Genomic DNA, 18,085 nt, shown 5'->3' on the forward strand with positions numbered 1-18,085 from the left:
GCCAACATGGCATTAGCCATGTGATTGCCAACACAGTTCGACGATTGAAACTTGCTGCGCGCTTGCTGTCAAACGTCACTATTCGGCGGAAAGCGCTCATAGCGTCGCAAAACAGCCAAAAGGTTTGTTATGTGACACTCTGTCACAGATACACGGAGAAACCGGCGATAAGCTGCGCATTTATCCACAAGGTCGAACAGTTCCCGAAACGATTTGCCGACCCGGAAGAAAATCGTCACAAATTCAACAATCGGCACAGTTACAAGACGATAGCTGTGCGTACTGATAGCTGAATGGTGACAAATCAACCAAACGACTATCTGTTGATCGACACCCGGCACGTCGCGATCCCATAGCGCACGCGGCCCGAGAATGAATGGAATCACGCAATTCGACCCGCACCATTCGCGTGCTGCCGCCCGGTACCGACGTGCGCAATGTCTACGCCGACCGCACGAAATCAACCAGACAACCGTAATCTTTCCGACTAAGGACTGACCGGTCTGAAGGGTGCTCGGCTCGACTTGTCGCAGAGCTAGGTACCCACTGTCCACTTTGCTCCAGAAGGAGATCAAGCGATGCCCGAAAACGCTGGGCCAATGACGCCTCTTCAGATCAAGAACGCTGCGGCAGATTTGATGCCTGCGCTTCGATCGGAATTGATCGAACTGGTACGAATACCGTCGATCGCGACCGATGGCTATCCCGCAGCACCACTCTTCGAAGCCCACGATTTCATCGTGTCACTCTTGGAGAAATCCGGGGTCACCCAGATCGATCGTCTCGAAATTCCGGGTAAGACGGCACCTGTCATCATTGCGACCATTCCGGGTCCGGTCGGGACGCCCACGGTCCTCATGTACTCGCATTACGACGTCGTTCCCGCCGAAGACCTCGAACTGTGGGACACACCGCCCTTCGAGCCCACCGAACGCGACGGCGCGCTCTACGGCCGCGGGACGGCGGATTCCAAGGCAAACGTGATCGGCATGATCGGGGCGCTTCGCGTCTTCGACGGAAAACCGCCTGTGACAGTCAAACTCGTCATCGAAGGCCAGGAAGAATTCGGCAGCCCCTTCGACAATTATCCGCCCGAAGCCCCGGAACTCTTCCAGTCCGACGCCATGGTGATCGCCGATGTGGGAAGTGTTCGCCCCGGATCACCCACCCTGACCGTCGCATTGCGCGGATCCGCCCAGGTGATCGTGGAACTGACCACTCTCGGAGCCGACAAACACAACGGCCTCTACGGCGGCGCCGCTCCCGACGCGCGCCTCGCGCTCATCCGCGCACTGGCATCGCTGCATGACGACAACGGTGATGTCGCCGTCGACGGTCTGCTGCGCGAGGAATGGACGGGAAGCAGCTACACCGACGAAGAATTCCGCACCCTCGCCGAAGTACGTGACGGACTCCCCCTCCTCGGCACCGGCGGAATCGGTGAACGAATCTGGTCCGGTCCGGCGATCACCGTCACCGGAATCGACGCACCGCCCGTCGACGGCGCAGTCAACGCCGTCGCGAGCACCGCACGCGCAGTGATCAACCTGCGCGTGCATCCGCGTCAGCCTGCATCCGAAGCGCAGGCAGCACTGGTCCGGCACTTACAGGCACTACGCCCGTTCGGCCTCGAACTCGACGTCAAAGCCGGAGAAACCGGGGACGGCTTTGCTGCAGAACAGGGCGGCCCCGCATTCGACGCGGCCATGTTCGCGCTCTCGGAATCCTGGGACGGCGAAGCCGGACAGATGGCCGGCGGCGGTTCCATCCCGATCGTGATGGCTCTCGACACTGCCGTGCCCACCGCCGAGAAACTGCTCTTCGGCGCAACCGACGGGTACGCAAACATTCACGGCCCCAACGAGCGTGTGCTTCTCGACGAATTCGAAAAGGCCGTTGTCGCGAAAGCTCTGTTCTTCCAGGAGTACGCCCGCACATTCGAAGGAAAGAAATGAGCACCAAGACCGAAGAAGGCGCCGCGCACACCCCGGCGAAGAAGAAGTTCGAGTTTCCCGGCGCCGTCACGATGCTGGCCATCGTCACGGTACTGGTATGGATTGCCGCGCTGTTCATTCCGGCCGGACGCTTCGGTGTCGACGTCGACGGATCACCCGTCCCCGGTAGCTTCGAAACCGTCACGTCCCCGCTGACTTTCTTCGAACGCATCCAGCAGCTGATTCTCTCCCCCGTCAACGGCCTCTACGGTGTTCAGGATCCACTCACGGGATTTGTCGACACCGATAACATCGGTCGGCTTTTCGGATCTGTCGGTGTCGTTCTGTTCATCATGGCCCTCGGTGCATTCATCTCCGTCAGTTTCGCCACTCGCAGCCTCGAAACCGCTGTCTCGCAACTAGCTACCAAGCTCAGCGACAAGGGTTGGCTGCTCATCACCGTCATCATGGTGCTGTTCTCGCTGCTCGGATCGACCATGGGGTTCTCCGTCGAGACGTTCGGCTTCTACGCGCTCCTCATCCCCCTGATGACGGCTCTCGGCTACGACCGCATGGTCGCGGCGACGATGATCATCCTCGGCGCACTCGTCGGCAATATGGCGTCGACCGTCAACCCGTTCTCGATCGGCGTCGCGTCCGGTGAAGCCGGCGTCTCCATCGGCGACGGTATCGTCCTGCGCGTCATCCTGTGGATCGTATTGACCGCAGTGGCAGTGGTATTCGTACTTCGCTACGCCGCCAAGGTGAAGAAGGATCCGGCCACCTCGCTCGTCGGATTCGACATCGACGACGACGAGGAAGAAGAGGCAGCACCACCTGTCGACATCGACAGCAAGCTGACCGGAATTCAGAAACTGGTCCTCGTCATCACCGGACTCACCTTCGGTTTGATGATCTTCTCCGTCATCCCGTGGTCGAGCATCTTCGGCGGTACCACCGGGCCGGCCGAGTACGACGCGTACCACGTCACCGCCACCGAGCCATACTGGTTCGAATTGAACTGGTGGTTCCCGCAACTGGCGATGCTGTTCATCCTCGCAGCCGTCCTCGTCGGCATCGTCGCCAAGATGGGCGAGAAGAAGACCGTCTCACTGATCACCCGTGGCGCCGGCGACATGGTGGGGCCCGCCATCGTCATCCTGCTCGCGCGCGGCGTCTCCGTGATCATGACCAACACCGAAACCCTCGACACCATCCTCAATGCGATGGAACAGTTGGTGTCCGGCGCGTCCGCGGGTGTGTTCGCGATCCTCGTGATGCTCGTGAACATTCCACTGGCCTTCCTGATTCCGTCCAGCTCCGGACACGCCACCCTCGCAATGCCACTGCTGGCACCGCTGGGTGATTTTGCCGGAGTCAGTAGGTCTTTGGTGATCACGGCCTTCCAGATGGGCCACGGCCTGATGCTGATGGTTGCACCCACCAACGTCGTCGTTGTCGGTGGACTCGCAATGGCCAAGGTCGGTTACGACAAGTTCCTGCGCTTCGTCTGGCCGCTACTGTTGATCAACTTCGTGATCGTGGTCGTCGTGATCGGCGCCGCCGCGGTTCTCGAGTAGAAATGGGTCAGGCGTGGTCGGCGCTGCGCGCTGCCTGTTCGAGGCGGTCTCGATATTCGGCCCACCACGCCTGATCACCCGGCGCCACGTTGGCGTTGTCGGATCGCAGACCTGCAGCGCCGTCGATCATTTCGCGCACGATGTCGGCGTGGCCGACATGACGATGAATTTCCGTGACGACGTGCACGAGTACCTGGTGCAGGGTGACGTCACGGAGTTTCAGCGGCCACGTCTTCACCTCCCCCGCTGCATCCAGATCCAGATCATTGATCGTGGCATCCGAAAAGACCCAGGTGCGACGGTACGTGTCGAGTATGAAATCCCTGGATTCGTCTGCGCGGGCCCACATATCGACATTGGGCTCGTCCGAGCGCAACCACTGCGGCAGGTCCGGCACCCGGCGTCCGAACACCGGGCCGAAGTACCCGAGTTCCACGCCGATCATGTGCTTGACCAACCCCAGCAGGTTGGTGCCTGTATGCGTCATCGGTCGCCGGATCTCGTACTCCGACAACCCTTCGAGCTTCCAGAGCAAGGCGTCCCGTGCCGACTGAAGGTATCGCTGCAGATCGTCCTTGTCTTGCGCGCTTGTCATGCCTGTCAGTGTTGCACCGATGCCTGCCCTTGCGTGAGATAGTGCGCAGGAGAGCTGATTTCCCCATAACAACTACCGAGTGGAGTGAGCAGTTGACCGCGGTCGAAGATCTGGCCGAAGTGGCGTCGCGGGCCCTCGCGGCCGAAGCCGAAGTACGTTCGGTCCGATGGCAGAGCCGAACTGCAGTGGAAAAGGCTGCGATCGGTGCCCGGGATGTGTTGGACAAGGATCGAGCGGCACTGAACCAACCGACGTACAGCGGCCTCTCGCCGTCACCGCACATGGCCCGCCAACTCGAACTGATCACCCGCCTTCAGCCACCCCTGCCGGCCGACGCCAGCATCGGCGCTGCAGCTCAAGCAGAAGCTGACGCGGTAGCAGCGGTCACCACCGCCCGGATTGCGCTCGAAGCAGCACATCTCGCAGTTCTCGAAGCTCGTGTCGCCGCCCTCGATGCCGGCGACAGTGACGACGTTGCCGCTGCGATCCGCGGCTATGTCCCGCTCGCGGCCGGTAACCCCGCGGTTCGGCACATGCAGGACCTCGGCAGCCGTATTCGCGAGGAATTCCGACACGTATTCAACGGGAAACCTCGATCCATTGCGTTCCGTCTGGGCCTGAGCCTCGGGCTAGGGTTCGCGTATCTGGCGTTCATCCGACTTTTCCAGTGGGACAGCAAGGAAGACCGACTGCCCTATCTGGCTCTGTACGCATTGTCAGGGGTCATCGGCAGTGTGGTCTGCACCAATGCACTGAGCTTCGACGCCGGTCGGGTGCGCGCCGCGCTCTCCGGTGGTACCCGCCTGTGGCATGTGCTGGTCGCCAAGAACATCGTGATGCTGATCCTCGTCGGCGCCGCCGGCTTTGTTCTCAGCGTCGTTCTGTCATGGCGCGCCGGAAACAGCACCGAATTGTTGAAAGCCTGCGGGCAGGTCCTGACCATGATCCTGCTGTGGCTCGGAGTCGCCAACGTCATGTCGGTGAGCTTGCCGTTGCGCGCCGAACCGATTCTCGAACGTCGCTACGACGGCACGTGGAAACCCTTCATGCTCTCCTTCGCCATCTCGTACGGTGTCGGGTTGGTCGTCAATCTCATGCTGTACTGGCGTGTTTGGGCCAAGACGACGCTGCTCGAGCAGATGGGTGGGCCGTGGATTCCGGTGCTCATGCTGGTTGCGAGCGCCGCCGCGACGTGGTTACTCCTGACGGTGCTGGCAGTGCTGCTGGCCGAGCAGCCGCGGTTCCGTCGTGCGTTGCAGCGCGAGATGATCGTCTATCGCGACGCTGCCGAAACCGTGAAAGCGTAGAAACCAGACAGTCGGACTAAAGTTGCAGATGATCATTTCACCAGGCCGGAACACCGACCTCGAAGAAGGAACAAGAGAACTGATGGCCAGTCAAGACCAGTTCGGTCCTATCGAATATGTTGCCGTCGAGTTTCCCGATGGCGCAGTAACTGCCGACGGTTTCGAGCAGTTGCTCGAGATCGTCGACAACGGAACCATCCGCATTCTCGATCTCGAGTTTGTTGTCAAAGCTGCGGACAACTCGCTGCGCGTGGTTCCGGCATCCACGTTCGACCTCGCAGACTTTGATCTGTCCCAGTTCGACGGTGCCGCGTCCGGATTGCTCGACGCCGGCGACATCGCCGCCGTGGGCGAGGACATCGCCGCCGGAAGTGTTGCAGCGGTTCTCGTCTACGAGGAGTTGACTGTGCTCCCCGTTCTGGATGCGTGGGTTCGCAGCGGTGCCCGAGTGATCACCGAAGGTCACATTTCAGTCGACGAACTGGCCGATGCCTTGAATGAAACGGAGAACAACGAATGAGCTTCCTCAGGCGGGCCAGCCGAGTAGCTGTCGCGAGCTCCATCCACGGAAATGTTCAGCGCCGCCAGCGAACTCGCTGGGCAGCAGAAGATCAGGCCAAGGCAGCAGCACAGGCTGTTCCACCGATCCCGGATCTGCCGCCGCTGCCGCCTCAGGTTGCGCCGGCAGCATCGATGGACGCGAAGATCGAACAACTCACCAAGCTCGGCGAGCTCAAAGCCGCCGGCATCCTCACCGACGCCGAGTTCGACACCCAGAAGGCCCGGGTTCTCGGGAACTGAGCGTCATCGTGCTCATCCCCGCCGATTGCGGGGATGAGCACAGCCCTTACTTCGAGACCTTATGCGCGAGCGAACTAGATGCCCGGGAGAAGTATCGGTTTGACGATTTCCCCCGCGAGAGCGCGCTTTTCGGCGGCATTGATCTCGGAGAGAGGGAAAGTAGTGACGAGGCGGTCGAAGGGGAATTGTCCGGCCCGCCACAGTGCGATCAGGGTGGGGATGAAGGTGTGCGGGTTGGCGTCACCTTCGAGGATGCCGGTGATGGTGCGACCGGCAGTCAGAGCAAGTGGTGCGATCATCAAATCGCCCTGTTGCACGCCGACCAGTCCCAGAGTGCCGCGCAGAGCAAGGGCATCAAGGGTAGCCGCGATGACGGTGGGTAGCCCGGTGGTGTCGAGGCCGTATCGGACTCCGGCCGGAGCAATCGCGCGGATCTGTTCTGTCAGATCACCCACTCCGGGAACGATCGTGTCCGTGGCACCGAGTTCGCGGGCCAGTTCGAGCCTGTCGCTGTTCAAGTCGACAGCGATGATCGGTCCGGCGCCGGCGACCTTGGCGGCCATGACCGCGGACAGGCCGACTGCACCCGCGCCGACGATGACGATGCCTTCACCGGGACGCACCTGGAGCACTTCGAGGACTGCACCGGCGCCGGTTTGAATTCCGCATCCGAGGGGGCCGAGCAATTCCAGCGGCAGTTCTTTGTCGACGACCACGGCGTTACGTGCGTCGACGACCGCGTGGGTGGCGAAGGACGACTGACCGAACCATCTTCCGGCGACGGGTTTTCCGGCGGTGTCGGTCAGCGGGGTGGAGCCGTCGAGGGCGTTGCCGACGAGATTGCGGGCCAGGAAGGTGTCGCAGTACGCCGGGTGAGCGTCAAGACAGTTGGCGCAGGTGCCGCAGGAGTCGAAGCTCAGGACAACGTGGTCACCGACTGCGACGGTCTGCACCGCGGATCCGACGGCTTCCACGATTCCGGCGCCTTCGTGTCCGAGAACAATCGGTGGGGTTCCGAACCCTGCTGCGGCCCTGGGTAATACATCGGTGTGGCAGTGGCCGGCACCGACGATCCGGACAAGGACCTCATGCGGGGTCGGGTCGGCCAACTCGAGGTCCTCGATACTGAAGGGGGCTTCTTCGCCACGGAGGACGGCTGCTTCGATTTTCATTGCTTTCCTGCGTCTTTCGAGTCAGTGACAGTGGTGAGACAGATCGATTTGGTCTGTCGGCGTTGTGAGCGCCCGTCAGTACAAGTAGTCCTCGCCGCTGGCGCGGACGGTAATGTCACTGATGCTGATGCCCCACGGTTGATCGATGACGTGAACAACAGCATCGGCTAGATCGTCGGGCTTGATGAGCCAGTATTCGATCGAGTCGACGTCCTTCTGCTCGGGACGCATGGTGCCCTCGGTCAGGTGACCGACGTTCTCCATGTAGATGCCGGCGCGCTGACCGGTGAGCCCGAGGATCGCTTTCTCGTTGACGATCCAGCTCGCCAAGTTGGTGCCTGTCACGCCAGTTGGCTTGACCGTGGTGACCTTGATCTTGCCCTTGGCCTCGATTCGCAGCGAATCCGAGATCGTGGTGACTGCAGCCTTTGTCGCACTGTAGACGCCGGATCCGTCGATGCCCGCGTTGCCGAAGATCGACGAGATGTTGACGACCTGGCCACGACCCTGTTCGATCATCTGGTCGTAGACGGCGGAGATTCCGTTGACGACGCCCTTGATGTTGATGTCAATTGCCTTGTGCCACTTCTGCCATGCACGCTCGTGGTCGGCAAAGTAGGCGAGAGGCATAACCCCGGCGTTGTTGACAAGTACGTCGAGCGCTCCGAATTCCGCAATTCCGTGCTGTGCTGCAGCAACGACCTGGTCCATATCGGTGACGTCGGCAACCTTGTAGGTGCCAGTGAACCCCGCTGCCGCGATACCGTCGAACACAGCCTTCAAGCCGGCTTCGTTGATGTCGACGCCGACGACCTTGGCACCCTGCGCTGCCACCTTCTCGGCGATGAGCTGACCGAACCCCCCGCCCGCGCCGGTGATGAGAATGACCTTGTCCTGCAAGTATTGAGACATAATTTTCCTGTTCTTCGAAATTGAGTTCTCTGTGGATCACACCGAAAGTTCTGTGTGGATCACACAATGTTGATGGCATCGAGGACCGCCGCGACGGTCCTCCGATCGCCGGAAACATCGACCGCGGACCGCCATGCAGATCGGGTGGTCCCCCATCGCAGGAAATCGGTGGCCTGGGTCGTCGCGATGTTCTCGGGCACGTCACCGGTTTCGGTGACGGTGACTCCTTCGCCGCCACGAGCCAGGACGAAAGTGCGCTCGGTGGCACCAGTAAGTCGAAGTGCCACAGGCGATGTCAATGCGGCGGCGACGGCTTCGCCGCACATCTGTGGGAGTCCTGAGACCATCCAGTCGATCGCCGGGTCGATAGCAGCCGCCACGTCGACATCCCCGCGAGAGATCGGTCCGAACGGTGCCAGAAGATCCGACGTCAGATGAACGAGATGGTCGAACGACACCGCATCGCTGAGCTGATGCAGACGATAGGTCCCGAGGTCGAGCATCTCGAGTGTGTTGTTGCGAAGCTCTTCGCCCTGCAGCGCGGCTAGCGTCGCGAGACCTGCTGCGGACTGTTCCCGGTAGTAGTCCAGAATCTGCTCGTGCGGTAGATCTGCGCGCTCGCGAACAGCAGCGTCGTTGAGCCGCTCGGACATTCCACTGGGGTTCGGCGGGAACACGAGGTCCGGATCGGCGATGAAGTTGAAGAAGAACGCCATGTGGCCAACGAGGTCGTGAACGCGCCAGCCGTGGCACGCACTGTCGGCTTCCCATTCGGCGGTCCCGAACTGCTCGGCGATTTTGACTGTGTTTTCTGCCAGCGCGCGGGCGCCGGCGAGTCCTGCGTCGGACATGGTGACTCGATTCTCAAGAGGATGCGAGGAAGATGGATTTGAGCTGCTGGTACGACGCGAGTCCTTCTGGACCGAGTTCGCGGCCCACACCGCTGGCTTTGACTCCACCGAACGGTGAACCCCAGTCGAGGTTGAAGGTGTTGACGCCGAACGAGCCTGTCTCGACGCGTCGGGCAATTTCGATTCCGCGTTCCTCGTCGGAGGTCCACACCGTCCCACCGAGGCCGTACTCGGAATCGTTGGCAAGTGCGAGCGCATCATCGACGTCGTCATAGGAAATGACGGACAGCACCGGCCCGAAGACCTCCTGCCGTGCGATTGTGCTGGCGTTGTTCACGTCGGCGAACACGGTGGGCTCCACAAAGAATCCCGTGTCGAGGTCGGTAGGACGTCCACCACCGGTTGTGATGGTTCCGCCCTCGGAACGACCCTGCTCGATCAAGGACAGCACGCGATCGCGTTGCCTAGCGCTCACCATCGGGCCGACAAAGGTCGACGGGTCCATCGGATCGCCGACCTGCAGGCCCGACGCCATGGCAGTGATGGCATCGATGTAGGTCCGACTGTGGCTGCGCGGGACCAAGATTCGAGTCGACATGTAGCAGGTCTGCCCGCTGTTGAGCAAAGATGCCGTCGCGAGACCGGTTACCGTCTGCTCGACATCCGCGTCGTCCAGAACCAGGGCTGCCGACTTACCGCCCAACTCCAGGGTGACGGGGCGAAGCATTCCGCCACACACCTCGCCGATGTGTCGACCGGCTGCGGTGGATCCGGTGAACGCGACCTTGTCGATCCCAGGATGCGCCACGAGATACCGGCCGATCTCCGGTCCACCCGTCACGACGTTGATGACGCCCGCAGGAAGGTCGGCCGCAATGGCAGCTTCAGCCAATACGTAAGAGTCCAAAGTTGTTTCGGGCGACGGTTTCAATACGACGGTGCAACCCGCCGCTAGAGCCGGAGCGATCTTGAACATCGACAGCACCGCAGGGAAGTTCCAGGGCGCGATGGCAGCGACGACGCCGATGGGCTCGCGTCGCACGATCGTCGTGCCCGGCATCGGTTGGCTGACGCGTCGTTCCTCGGGGGGCGTCGACTCGGCGAGGTTTGCGTAATAGCGCAAGAGTTGGACGGGTGCGGCGCCCTCGGCGAATCGGGCAAGCTCGATGGGCATGCCGTTCTGGTGAGTGACCGTCGTCGCGCGATCCTCGGCTCGTTTCTCGAGTTCGTCGGCGAATCTGCGAATGGCGTCTGCACGTTCGGTGGGGGAAAGTTCCGCCCAGTCGCTCCGCCGCAACGCGTTTCGAGCCGATGTCACCGCCGCGTCGACGTCCGTCGTCGTGGATGCGGGGAACGAACCTATCTCCTGCTCGGTGAGAGGTGAGACAACCGGGATGGTTTCCGAACTGTCCGGTGTCCTCCACGCTCCGTCGATGAACAGAGCGGTGTGGTCGGTGCGCGATGTCATTTTCTGGCTCCTCCGAGGATGGCGTTCGACGCTGAACAAGTCATCTGTGTCGATCATCACTGCCCACGCGAGGATTAAATTGACTTCACGCGCCAATTTATTTACATTTCGACACATGGCGGATCTCATCAGTGCTTCGTCGTTGACGCGATTGCCCGAGTTGATCTCCGAACTCGGGGGTGATCCCCACGAGTTCTGTGACCGCGTGGGCATCGATCCGGCCATGATCGGCACCTACGACAGCTTCGTTCCGTTCAGTGCGTTGTCCACCTTGCTCGGACAATGCGCACAGGAGCTTGGGGTTCCGGATTTCGCCCTCAGGCTTGCGAGCAGACAAGACCCGGACATCCTCGGTCCGGTGGCCATCGCGGCCCGCAGTGCCGAGACGATCGGCGACGCGTTGCACGACGTCGCCCGCTATGCCCACGTGTACAGCCCGGCGTTGGCCGTCGATCTGACGATCGGCGACACCGACGTGTCCTATGGACTCGACACCGTGCTGCATCGACTGCCGTACCGTTCGCACGTCGTGGAACTGGCGATGGGAGTGACGCTCCAGACGTTCAGGATGATGGCGGGCCCGGATTTTCATCCGACGCACATCTCATTCCAGCATCCGCGCATCTCCGAACTACACAGGTACATCGAATATTTCGGGTGCTCGGTCGAGTTCGGCTCAGACCGGAATCTGTTGACCTTTCCGCGCGGAGTCATGCATCGTCAGCTGCCCCGGGTGGATCCGTTGGCGTACGGCGTTGCTGTGCGGTTCATGGCGGGTCGAGATCCGAATGTGGCGTTTTACGACGCGGTGTCCGCGTTGATCGTGCGGTCTCTGCCCGCAGGCGTGGCCACACTGAAGCAAGTCGCGACATTGATGATGCTGCACCCGCGAACACTGCAGAGACGGCTGGCCTCTGAAGGCAGAACTTTCGAATCACTCGTCGATGATTCGCGGCGCGAACTCGCTCTCAGCCTTCTCGCCAACCCGAACGTCCCGGTCTCCGCAGTGTCACGGCAACTTGGCTATTCCGAACCGAGCACCCTGACCCGGAGCTGTAAGCGGTGGTTCTCCACAACGCCACTCGCGAAGCGGAGGGAATTGACCGGGCGCAGCAGTTGATTGCGCGAAAATATGCACGTAGGCAACATGACGACGTCGACCCACTCGTGCGCGATCATGGACTCACGAACCCGGGTGCAGCAGGCGAGACACCTCGGCGGCCCCGTCAATTGAAGCAAGTTCACCGGCGAACCACGCCTCCGGAACAGCAAAAATCGCGTTCGACGTCGCGGCCGGAGTCCCGGCAAATGCCGTGCGGGCAGCCTCGAGCGTGGATTCGCGAGTCGACTCGGTGGAGTAGACGACCAAGATTGCCTGCGGCAACTTCGCCAGGACCGATTCCGTGGCTACCTGGCCGAAGTACTTGCCGTCGGGTAGGTCGTCCTCGAAGAGGTTGCTTCCCCCTGCAGCCTCGAGCACGCTGCTGTACAGCCCCCTCGCCAATGCGTAGGACTGCCCCTCCGAAACCTGAACCATCACCGTAGGAACCGGAGCCTTTCCGGCCACGAATACCTCGGTGGCCGTCAGTGACTTCTTGCCGCCAGCCACCAATGTCGCTGCCGCGTCACTTGTTCCGGTCAGGGCACCGAGACCGTCGATGTCGGACCAGACGTCGTCGATCCTGCCCTCGGTGACTGCCTTGTGGCAGTAGCCACTGTTCACGAAGATCGGGATGCCGAGATCACGCAACTCGTCCATGGTCTGTAGCCGGTCACCGTCGAACCAGTACTCCCCGTCGGAGACGATCAGATCCGGCCGGGCGTCGAGTAGCGCTTCCTTTGCCGGCACCCCAGTGCTCAGAACCGGCACGGCTGCAAACTGCTCCGCAAGCTCGGGATCAGGCGGTGACAGGTCGGTATTTGATTGTCCGACAATACGGTCCGCGGCACCGAGCTGAATCAGCAGTTCCGTCATCGACGGATACAGCGAGACAATCCGTTCCGCCGCCTTGGGCAACGTGACGTCCCGATCGCAATTGGTGACGGTGATCGCGCCCGAGGACGCTGCCGCCGAATCCGCAGTCGAGTTTCCGCACGCGGTCAGCACTGCAGTGGCGACGGCCGAGCACAACAGTGCGGCAGTACGTATCGAGGTTTTCACGTCACAGCTTCTTTCGTATGGGTGAGCGGAGGGGCAAACGCGAGCAGCGGTCGCCCGGTCAAGGGGTGCGTTCCGAGATGCACCCGGACTCCGAATACTTCGGACAACAGGCCCTCGGTAAGAACTTCGGCCGTGGGTCCTGATGCGACGACGGCTCCATCAGAGAGCACGCAGACGTAGTCGCAATACGCAGCGGCCAGCGCAAGCTCGTGGATCGCGACAACGGTCGTGGTTCCGAGTTCGGTTACCAGTTCCATCAATTCGAGTTGAGCACGGATGTCGAGGTGGTTGGTGGGCTCATCCAGCACCAGCACCGACGGCTGCTGGGCGATCGCCCTGGCCAACATCACCCGCTGCTTCTCCCCGCCCGACAGCTCGGCGAAGAGTCGTGATCCGAAGCCCTGCATACCGGTTCGCGCGAGTGCGGCGTTGACGATGTCCCGGTCGATCTCACCGAGTCGCGAAAACGCGCCATGGTGCGGTGTCCGGCCCGTTGCCACCACCTCGCGGACAGTGAAGGAGAAGTCCGAGGAATGTTCTTGCCCCACAACGCCGATGATTCGTGCCGCTGATCGGGGCGAGAGATCGTCCCACACGTTCACCTCGTCCACCCGCACGATTCCGCTGCTCGGTTTTCCGGAGCGATACAGCGCCCGCAGAAGCGAGGACTTTCCGCTACCGTTCGGTCCGACGAGCCCGACCACGCTTCCCGCGGGTGCTTCGAGATCTACGCCTGAAACCACCAGGCGTCCGCCTCGAACGACGTGAATTCCACTGGCCGACAATCTCATGACTGCGTTCCTCCGTCGCGGCGCAGTAACCAGAGGAAGAATGGGGCGCCCAATCCGGCCGTGATGATCCCGAGCGGCAATTCGTTGGGAGCATCCAACATTCGAGCCGCAAGATCGACAATCACCAAGAAGGTTGCGCCGACGAGCGCGGTCGTGGGGAGAAGTTTGCGGTGATCGGATCCGACCACAAGCCGTACCGCTTGAGGGACAAGCAATCCCACAAAACCGATCCCGCCGGCCACGGCTACGACAACCGCAGTCAGCAACGACGCGATCACCAGCAACAGCAATCTGGTGCGGCGCACGTCGACGCCCACCGATTGTGCACTCTCGTCCCCCATTGCCAGGGCATTGAGTTGGCGGGACTGCGTCAACAGCACACCCGCGCACACGGTGATCACCGCGGCCGGAATGCCGAGGTCCGACCAACTTGCCCCACTCACCGAACCGAGCAACCAGAAGAGCACGCCCGAAAGCTGACTCGGGTCGGCGCGCAACTGTACAAAACTTGTTGCAGCCGAAAGCAAATAGCCGATGGCCACACCAGCGAGGACCATGCGCAGCGGGACAAGCATGCCCTCTCGCCTGCCCAGGACCAGGACTGCGATCAGGGAGACCATCGCTCCCAGGAAGGCTGCCACCGGGACTCCGATCGACAGACCGGTTCCGACGCTGGTTGTCATGATCAGCACCGCACCGAAGGACGCTCCCGAACCGACACCCAGGATGTACGGATCGGCAATCGGGTTGCGTACCAACGCCTGCAGCACGGCGCCGGCCAGTGACAACCCGGCACCCGCCATGGCCGCGATCAGAATGCGCGGGACCCGCAATCCCCACACGATCCGGTCGAGCAGCGGATCGACCGGCGGACCACCGACGTGCGCATACAGCACCGCGAAGACGTCACCGACGGATACCGACGCGGCACCCGACCACACCGCGACGACGGACACCGAGGCAAGACAAACCGTCGTAACCACGAGAAACGGGACGTACCTGCGGGAGTCGACGGGATGCGAACGCGTCTGCGCGTCAGGTGCTGCTTCGCCGGTCAGCGTCATCGCACTCCTGATCCATTGGGGTCCATGGACATGAACACACGCATTTAAGCATAACGACAGTCGTTTTCATTAATAGCGAAGTGCTTATCTGTGGGGACACGGATCGGTCCGCAGGGCGCTCACCCACGCGAACACCGCCGAGACCAGCGCAAAGGCGCAAGCAACGAGGTAGGCCGCACCGATGTCCCAGCTCCCCGCGATCGCTCCCGCAACCAAGGCGCCTACCGGTGAACCGCCCCAGGCCACCATCCTCGCCGTCGTATTCACACGCCCCTGAAGATGATCGGGAGTCAGGCGCTGACGCGCACCGATGCCGTTGAGGATGGTGATCGTCGCACAGCCCGAATAGACGCCCAGCGCAGCAATTGCAACAACGGCGCTCTCGGTGGTCGCCACGAGGAACAACACCACCGGGGCGACGGTCAGCGAGCCGATCGTAATCGACCCGACCGGCCACTGCGCCGGCAAGCGTGGGAGCACGACGGCACCGACAACCCCACCGATGGAGACGGCCGTCCACAGTGCGCCGATCATCGGACTCGACGTCGAAATCCCCAACCTCTCGGACGCGTAGACCACCAGGAGTGCCGTAACAGCGCCCTGCGTCAGGGAATTCACGAAGCCGACACCAGTCAAGGCTCGCAAGAGCCGCGACCGCCAGAGGAAGGTCAGCCCCTCCCGGATATCACGTGCAATGCTGGAGTTCGAGGTTGTGCTCGCCACCGGCGTGACCGAAAACGACGCACCGATCGAGCCCATCGCCAATGCAGCCACCACATAAGCCAGTGCGTCGGCTCCCAGGGCATAAGCGGGGCCGATCGACGCCACGAGCACCCCGGCGACCGCCGGGAACGCCACGTCGATCAAGGTGCCCGCCGTCCACAGAGCACTGTTGGCGGCCGGTATTCCCCGCCGACCTACCAAGGCAGGCAATGCGCCGAATGCTGCGGCGTCGAACCACACGAAACATGTTCCGATGCAGATCGATACGCCGATGGCGTGCCAGGCAGTCAATACGCCTAGCGACTGCGCCGCCGGAATGCTCGCCAACGCGATAGCGGCTAAAGCCTGCGCACACAGGATGACCGTCCGCCGATTGACACGGTCGGCCGCGGCGCCCGCCACCAAGCCGAACACGAGATAGGGCAGGACTGTTCCGGCGGCCGAGAGCGAGGTGAGAAACGGTGACCGACTGATGTCGAACACCAGAACGGGCATCGCTACGCCGGTGACCGCCGCACCCGCGACTGCAACAGTGCGGGCCGTGAAGAACAGCCGAAAGGACCTGTCTCGAAATACATGTCGGTGCGTGTCTGAAGTTTGCACAGCGACATAGTAATGGAAATCATTTCCATTACTATGTCTGCCTGACCACCAATGCTGGAATACCCGCCTGTAGCGACTCAGTCGACTCCACCGAATGAAGCCACGTCGGTCGCGCAATCGGAGACTGACGAATGACGTCCACGGCGCGCGCAGCGATCATGGCTGTCGCAGCCGATTGACTCCGGCCGGACGCCCATAGCGTCGGGCCGGTTTCGGTGCGGGCCATGACAATCCAGCGATCCGAACCCCACATCTTCTTGGGAACTACTTTCTGCAAGGGCGGTGCCCACGTCATCGCGGCCAAACCGAGCGTCGCCGCCGAGGTATCCAGACGCAAGTAGGTTCTCACCGGCACGCCGAGATCACGCGTCAAAGCATGTTGATCGGAGAAGTCCGCGCGCACCGCTGGACCCTTGCGGTAGCCAGGCGCCTCGGCCGGGACGTCGAATACCTTCATTCCCGTGTAGTTGCGGACGAGTTCACCGCTCGGATCACGAAACCTGGTGCCCAACATTCCGTACGTCCACGCCGTGGCCGCGGGGCCGTGAAGTTCGCCGCCGCCAAGACCTACCATGATGTCCACCGGTCCGCTGCCGAGTCGATGTGCCTCCGCCGCAAGAACACTGGTCAATCCCGGCGCTAATCCGACACCCAGCAGCACGGGACCGTCGACGTTTTCCAATGCATCGCAGTACGCCGACGTCGCAGTGATGTCCACAAAGGTAGCTCCACCCCGAACTGCTTGCTGCGCCAACCAGACGTCTTCGAATCCCGACGCGTTGACCACCACGTCGTAGCCCGATACGGCCCGAGAGTAGGCGTCCTGATCGGTCAGATCGACAGCCACGTCGGCGCGAGCGGCGTTGCGCCCGGCAGAAAACGCTGACACGGCGGGGTCCGTACGGAACTCCTCCATCAGCGGGACACCCACTGCGCCATAGCCGCCCAGAACCAGGACCTTCATTTTCTTGTTCCCTCCGAGTAGCTGGAGCTTCACTCTAGAGCTAAACTCCAGCGCATGGTGGGGGTAGAAACAGTGGCACAGGCGACCGCACGATCGAAGATCATCGCGGCGGCGCGGCATGTCTTCGTCAATCCGGGATACGCGGCAGCGACTATCAAACAACTGGCCGATGCGGCCGACGTTTCGGTCCAAAGCGTCTACTTCGTCTTCGGCAACAAGCCGAGCGTATTGTCGGCGCTGCTGGAAGTCGAGGTCGCCGGCGACGAGGCTCGGATAAGCACTCTGGATCGGCCGTGGGTGGCGGCGGCACTCGGTGCGCCACATCCCCTCGGACAACTACGCATTCAGGTTCATCACGGGCGACTCATCCTCGAACGAACCGCAGACATCCTGCTGGCCTTGCGCGCCGCCGCATCCGCTGACGAGGACGCGGCACTGCTGTGGCAAACCAATCTCGCTCAGCGGAGAACCGTGCAACAGCACCTCATGATCGGGCTCGTGGAGAAGGACCCGTCCGTCGATCTCGAGACCGCGATAAACGTCGCGCTCACTTTGACGAGTGCCGAAACCTATACCGATCTCGTGGTCGAGTCGGGGTGGACCGGCGAGCAATACGAAGAATGGGTGGTCGGCACACTTGCCTCCACCCTCGGCCTGGACCAAGCGAAGAAGTCCAGGCCGCGCCGCGTGTGATCAGGCGTTTGGTTTGTCCAAGGTATGACGCGGGTTGTTCCACAATCGCTCTGTCAGGTCGTGGAAAACTGCCAGAGTGATTGTGTCGTCGTCACGCCGAAGCAACGATTGACTGACCGTCGCGCGAACCAAAGTGCTGTCGGCGTGGACAAATTCCTTGATCGAACCCGGCTCGGAACTCAACTCGCGGTGAGCCTGCTCCGCACTGACGTCGTCGGCATCCTTGTCGTACATGATGTCCTGCAGACGCAAGGCGGCGACGGCTTTCTTCGGGTAGCCGAGCATGTCGGCAAAGGACGGATTGGCAAAAACAATGCTGCCGTCGCGGTGCACGGCCACCACCGGGACCGGCAATCTGTCCAGCAGGATCAACGGCGGCATCTGCTCGAGATCTGCGATCGGTGATTGCGTCGGCGGCGCAACATTGCGGCGGCGTTCCATAACACGTCCTCTCATGTTGCCCAGT

Annotated in this window: 18 protein-coding genes; 7 read left to right on the forward strand and 11 right to left on the reverse strand. The window is 61.8% G+C overall.

From position 1 onward, the window contains the following. The first annotated feature begins 599 nt into the window (after positions 1–599). Together RG2_RS24895 and RG2_RS24900 are read left to right on the forward strand one after the other, a co-directional pair. Positions 600–1,955 (forward strand): M20/M25/M40 family metallo-hydrolase, encoded by a 1,356-nt coding sequence (locus RG2_RS24895; protein WP_051730603.1) that lies wholly within the window; start codon positions 600–602, stop codon positions 1,953–1,955. Continuing rightward, positions 1,952–3,514 carry a YfcC family protein gene (locus RG2_RS24900; RefSeq protein WP_033235396.1) on the forward strand — a complete coding sequence of 521 codons (1,563 nt, stop codon included), beginning with the start codon at positions 1,952–1,954 and terminating at the stop codon, positions 3,512–3,514. Before RG2_RS24895 ends, RG2_RS24900 begins: the two co-directional genes overlap by 4 nt. Positions 3,515–3,521: 7 nt before the next feature. On the opposite strand, the gene RG2_RS24905 is transcribed toward RG2_RS24900, so the two are convergent. Continuing rightward, entirely contained in the window at positions 3,522–4,109 is a 588-nt protein-coding gene (locus RG2_RS24905; protein ID WP_033235395.1) for a DinB family protein, read from the reverse strand. A 92-nt stretch (positions 4,110–4,201) separates the two neighbouring features. Here RG2_RS24905 and RG2_RS24910 point away from each other — a divergent pair, with 92 nt between their 5' ends. The 3 genes from RG2_RS24910 (at position 4,202) to RG2_RS24920 (ending at position 6,217) form a co-directional block, all read left to right on the forward strand. Next, entirely contained in the window at positions 4,202–5,416 is a 1,215-nt protein-coding gene (locus RG2_RS24910; protein WP_033235394.1) for an ABC transporter permease, read from the forward strand. 82 nt (positions 5,417–5,498) lie between these two features. Next, positions 5,499–5,936, forward strand: coding sequence for a DUF6325 family protein (locus RG2_RS24915; RefSeq protein ID WP_033235441.1), 438 nt, complete (start codon positions 5,499–5,501; stop codon positions 5,934–5,936). After that, entirely contained in the window at positions 5,933–6,217 is a 285-nt protein-coding gene (locus RG2_RS24920) for an SHOCT domain-containing protein (RefSeq protein ID WP_033235393.1), read from the forward strand. The genes RG2_RS24915 and RG2_RS24920 overlap by 4 nt, the downstream gene beginning before the upstream one ends. 74 nt (positions 6,218–6,291) lie before the next feature. On the opposite strand, the gene RG2_RS24925 is transcribed toward RG2_RS24920, so the two are convergent. The 4 genes from RG2_RS24925 to RG2_RS24940 form a co-directional block, all read right to left on the reverse strand. Beyond that, the gene (locus RG2_RS24925; RefSeq protein WP_033235392.1) at positions 6,292–7,389 is read right to left on the reverse strand and encodes an NAD(P)-dependent alcohol dehydrogenase; all 1,098 of its coding nucleotides are present in this window, start codon (positions 7,387–7,389) and stop codon (positions 6,292–6,294) included. A 75-nt stretch (positions 7,390–7,464) separates the two neighbouring features. Continuing rightward, the gene (locus tag RG2_RS24930; protein WP_033235391.1) at positions 7,465–8,301 is read right to left on the reverse strand and encodes an SDR family oxidoreductase; all 837 of its coding nucleotides are present in this window, start codon (positions 8,299–8,301) and stop codon (positions 7,465–7,467) included. Positions 8,302–8,360: 59 nt separating this feature from the next. Continuing rightward, the gene (locus RG2_RS24935) at positions 8,361–9,152 is read right to left on the reverse strand and encodes a maleylpyruvate isomerase N-terminal domain-containing protein (protein WP_033235390.1); all 792 of its coding nucleotides are present in this window, start codon (positions 9,150–9,152) and stop codon (positions 8,361–8,363) included. Positions 9,153–9,165: 13 nt separating this feature from the next. Beyond that, on the reverse strand, positions 9,166–10,620 hold the full coding sequence (locus tag RG2_RS24940; RefSeq protein WP_033235389.1) for an aldehyde dehydrogenase: 1,455 nt from the start codon (positions 10,618–10,620) through the stop codon (positions 9,166–9,168). 115 nt (positions 10,621–10,735) lie between these two features. Here RG2_RS24940 and RG2_RS24945 point away from each other — a divergent pair, with 115 nt between their 5' ends. Continuing rightward, positions 10,736–11,740, forward strand: coding sequence for an AraC family transcriptional regulator (locus RG2_RS24945; protein ID WP_033235388.1), 1,005 nt, complete (start codon positions 10,736–10,738; stop codon positions 11,738–11,740). Between the two features lie 63 nt (positions 11,741–11,803). Here the strand turns inward: RG2_RS24945 and RG2_RS24950 are convergent, their stop codons facing one another. From RG2_RS24950 to RG2_RS24970, 5 genes are all read right to left on the reverse strand, one after another. Beyond that, on the reverse strand, positions 11,804–12,781 hold the full coding sequence (locus RG2_RS24950; protein ID WP_033235387.1) for an ABC transporter substrate-binding protein: 978 nt from the start codon (positions 12,779–12,781) through the stop codon (positions 11,804–11,806). Further along, a complete protein-coding gene (locus tag RG2_RS24955) occupies positions 12,778–13,572 on the reverse strand; it encodes an ABC transporter ATP-binding protein (RefSeq protein WP_033235386.1) in 795 nt (264 codons plus the stop codon). The genes RG2_RS24950 and RG2_RS24955 overlap by 4 nt, the downstream gene beginning before the upstream one ends. Next, entirely contained in the window at positions 13,569–14,636 is a 1,068-nt protein-coding gene (locus RG2_RS24960; RefSeq protein WP_033235385.1) for a FecCD family ABC transporter permease, read from the reverse strand. The genes RG2_RS24955 and RG2_RS24960 overlap by 4 nt, the downstream gene beginning before the upstream one ends. An 84-nt stretch (positions 14,637–14,720) precedes the next feature. Further along, the gene (locus tag RG2_RS24965) at positions 14,721–15,962 is read right to left on the reverse strand and encodes an MFS transporter (RefSeq protein WP_033235384.1); all 1,242 of its coding nucleotides are present in this window, start codon (positions 15,960–15,962) and stop codon (positions 14,721–14,723) included. 31 nt (positions 15,963–15,993) lie between these two features. Then, positions 15,994–16,926, reverse strand: coding sequence for a saccharopine dehydrogenase family protein (locus RG2_RS24970; protein WP_033235383.1), 933 nt, complete (start codon positions 16,924–16,926; stop codon positions 15,994–15,996). Between the two features lie 54 nt (positions 16,927–16,980). On the opposite strand from RG2_RS24970, the gene RG2_RS24975 reads away from it, so the two are divergent. Then, positions 16,981–17,619 carry a TetR/AcrR family transcriptional regulator gene (locus RG2_RS24975; protein ID WP_033235382.1) on the forward strand — a complete coding sequence of 213 codons (639 nt, stop codon included), beginning with the start codon at positions 16,981–16,983 and terminating at the stop codon, positions 17,617–17,619. Here RG2_RS24975 and RG2_RS24980 read toward each other — a convergent pair whose 3' ends face one another. Next, positions 17,620–18,060 (reverse strand): PAS domain S-box protein, encoded by a 441-nt coding sequence (locus tag RG2_RS24980; RefSeq protein WP_033235381.1) that lies wholly within the window; start codon positions 18,058–18,060, stop codon positions 17,620–17,622. Between the last annotated feature and the right edge of the window lie 25 nt (positions 18,061–18,085).

The sequence above is a fragment of the Rhodococcus globerulus NBRC 14531 genome (assembly GCF_001894805.1).
Lineage (GTDB): Bacteria > Actinomycetota > Actinomycetes > Mycobacteriales > Mycobacteriaceae > Rhodococcus_F > Rhodococcus_F globerula.

Coding starts and splice junctions, on each gene's coding strand:
- RG2_RS24945 (WP_033235388.1), top strand. CDS start 10,736: ATGGCGGATCTCATCAGTGCTTCGTCGTTGACGCGATTGCCCGAGTTG.
- RG2_RS24920 (WP_033235393.1), top strand. CDS start 5,933: ATGAGCTTCCTCAGGCGGGCCAGCCGAGTAGCTGTCGCGAGCTCCATC.
- RG2_RS24970 (WP_033235383.1), bottom strand. CDS start 16,926: ATGAAGGTCCTGGTTCTGGGCGGCTATGGCGCAGTGGGTGTCCCGCTG.
- RG2_RS24930 (WP_033235391.1), bottom strand. CDS start 8,301: ATGTCTCAATACTTGCAGGACAAGGTCATTCTCATCACCGGCGCGGGC.
- RG2_RS24960 (WP_033235385.1), bottom strand. CDS start 14,636: ATGACGCTGACCGGCGAAGCAGCACCTGACGCGCAGACGCGTTCGCAT.
- RG2_RS24925 (WP_033235392.1), bottom strand. CDS start 7,389: ATGAAAATCGAAGCAGCCGTCCTCCGTGGCGAAGAAGCCCCCTTCAGT.
- RG2_RS24980 (WP_033235381.1), bottom strand. CDS start 18,060: ATGGAACGCCGCCGCAATGTTGCGCCGCCGACGCAATCACCGATCGCA.
- RG2_RS24895 (WP_051730603.1), top strand. CDS start 600: ATGACGCCTCTTCAGATCAAGAACGCTGCGGCAGATTTGATGCCTGCG.
- RG2_RS24905 (WP_033235395.1), bottom strand. CDS start 4,109: ATGACAAGCGCGCAAGACAAGGACGATCTGCAGCGATACCTTCAGTCG.
- RG2_RS24955 (WP_033235386.1), bottom strand. CDS start 13,572: ATGAGATTGTCGGCCAGTGGAATTCACGTCGTTCGAGGCGGACGCCTG.
- RG2_RS24900 (WP_033235396.1), top strand. CDS start 1,952: ATGAGCACCAAGACCGAAGAAGGCGCCGCGCACACCCCGGCGAAGAAG.
- RG2_RS24915 (WP_033235441.1), top strand. CDS start 5,499: ATGGCCAGTCAAGACCAGTTCGGTCCTATCGAATATGTTGCCGTCGAG.
- RG2_RS24935 (WP_033235390.1), bottom strand. CDS start 9,152: ATGTCCGACGCAGGACTCGCCGGCGCCCGCGCGCTGGCAGAAAACACA.
- RG2_RS24975 (WP_033235382.1), top strand. CDS start 16,981: ATGGTGGGGGTAGAAACAGTGGCACAGGCGACCGCACGATCGAAGATC.
- RG2_RS24940 (WP_033235389.1), bottom strand. CDS start 10,620: ATGACATCGCGCACCGACCACACCGCTCTGTTCATCGACGGAGCGTGG.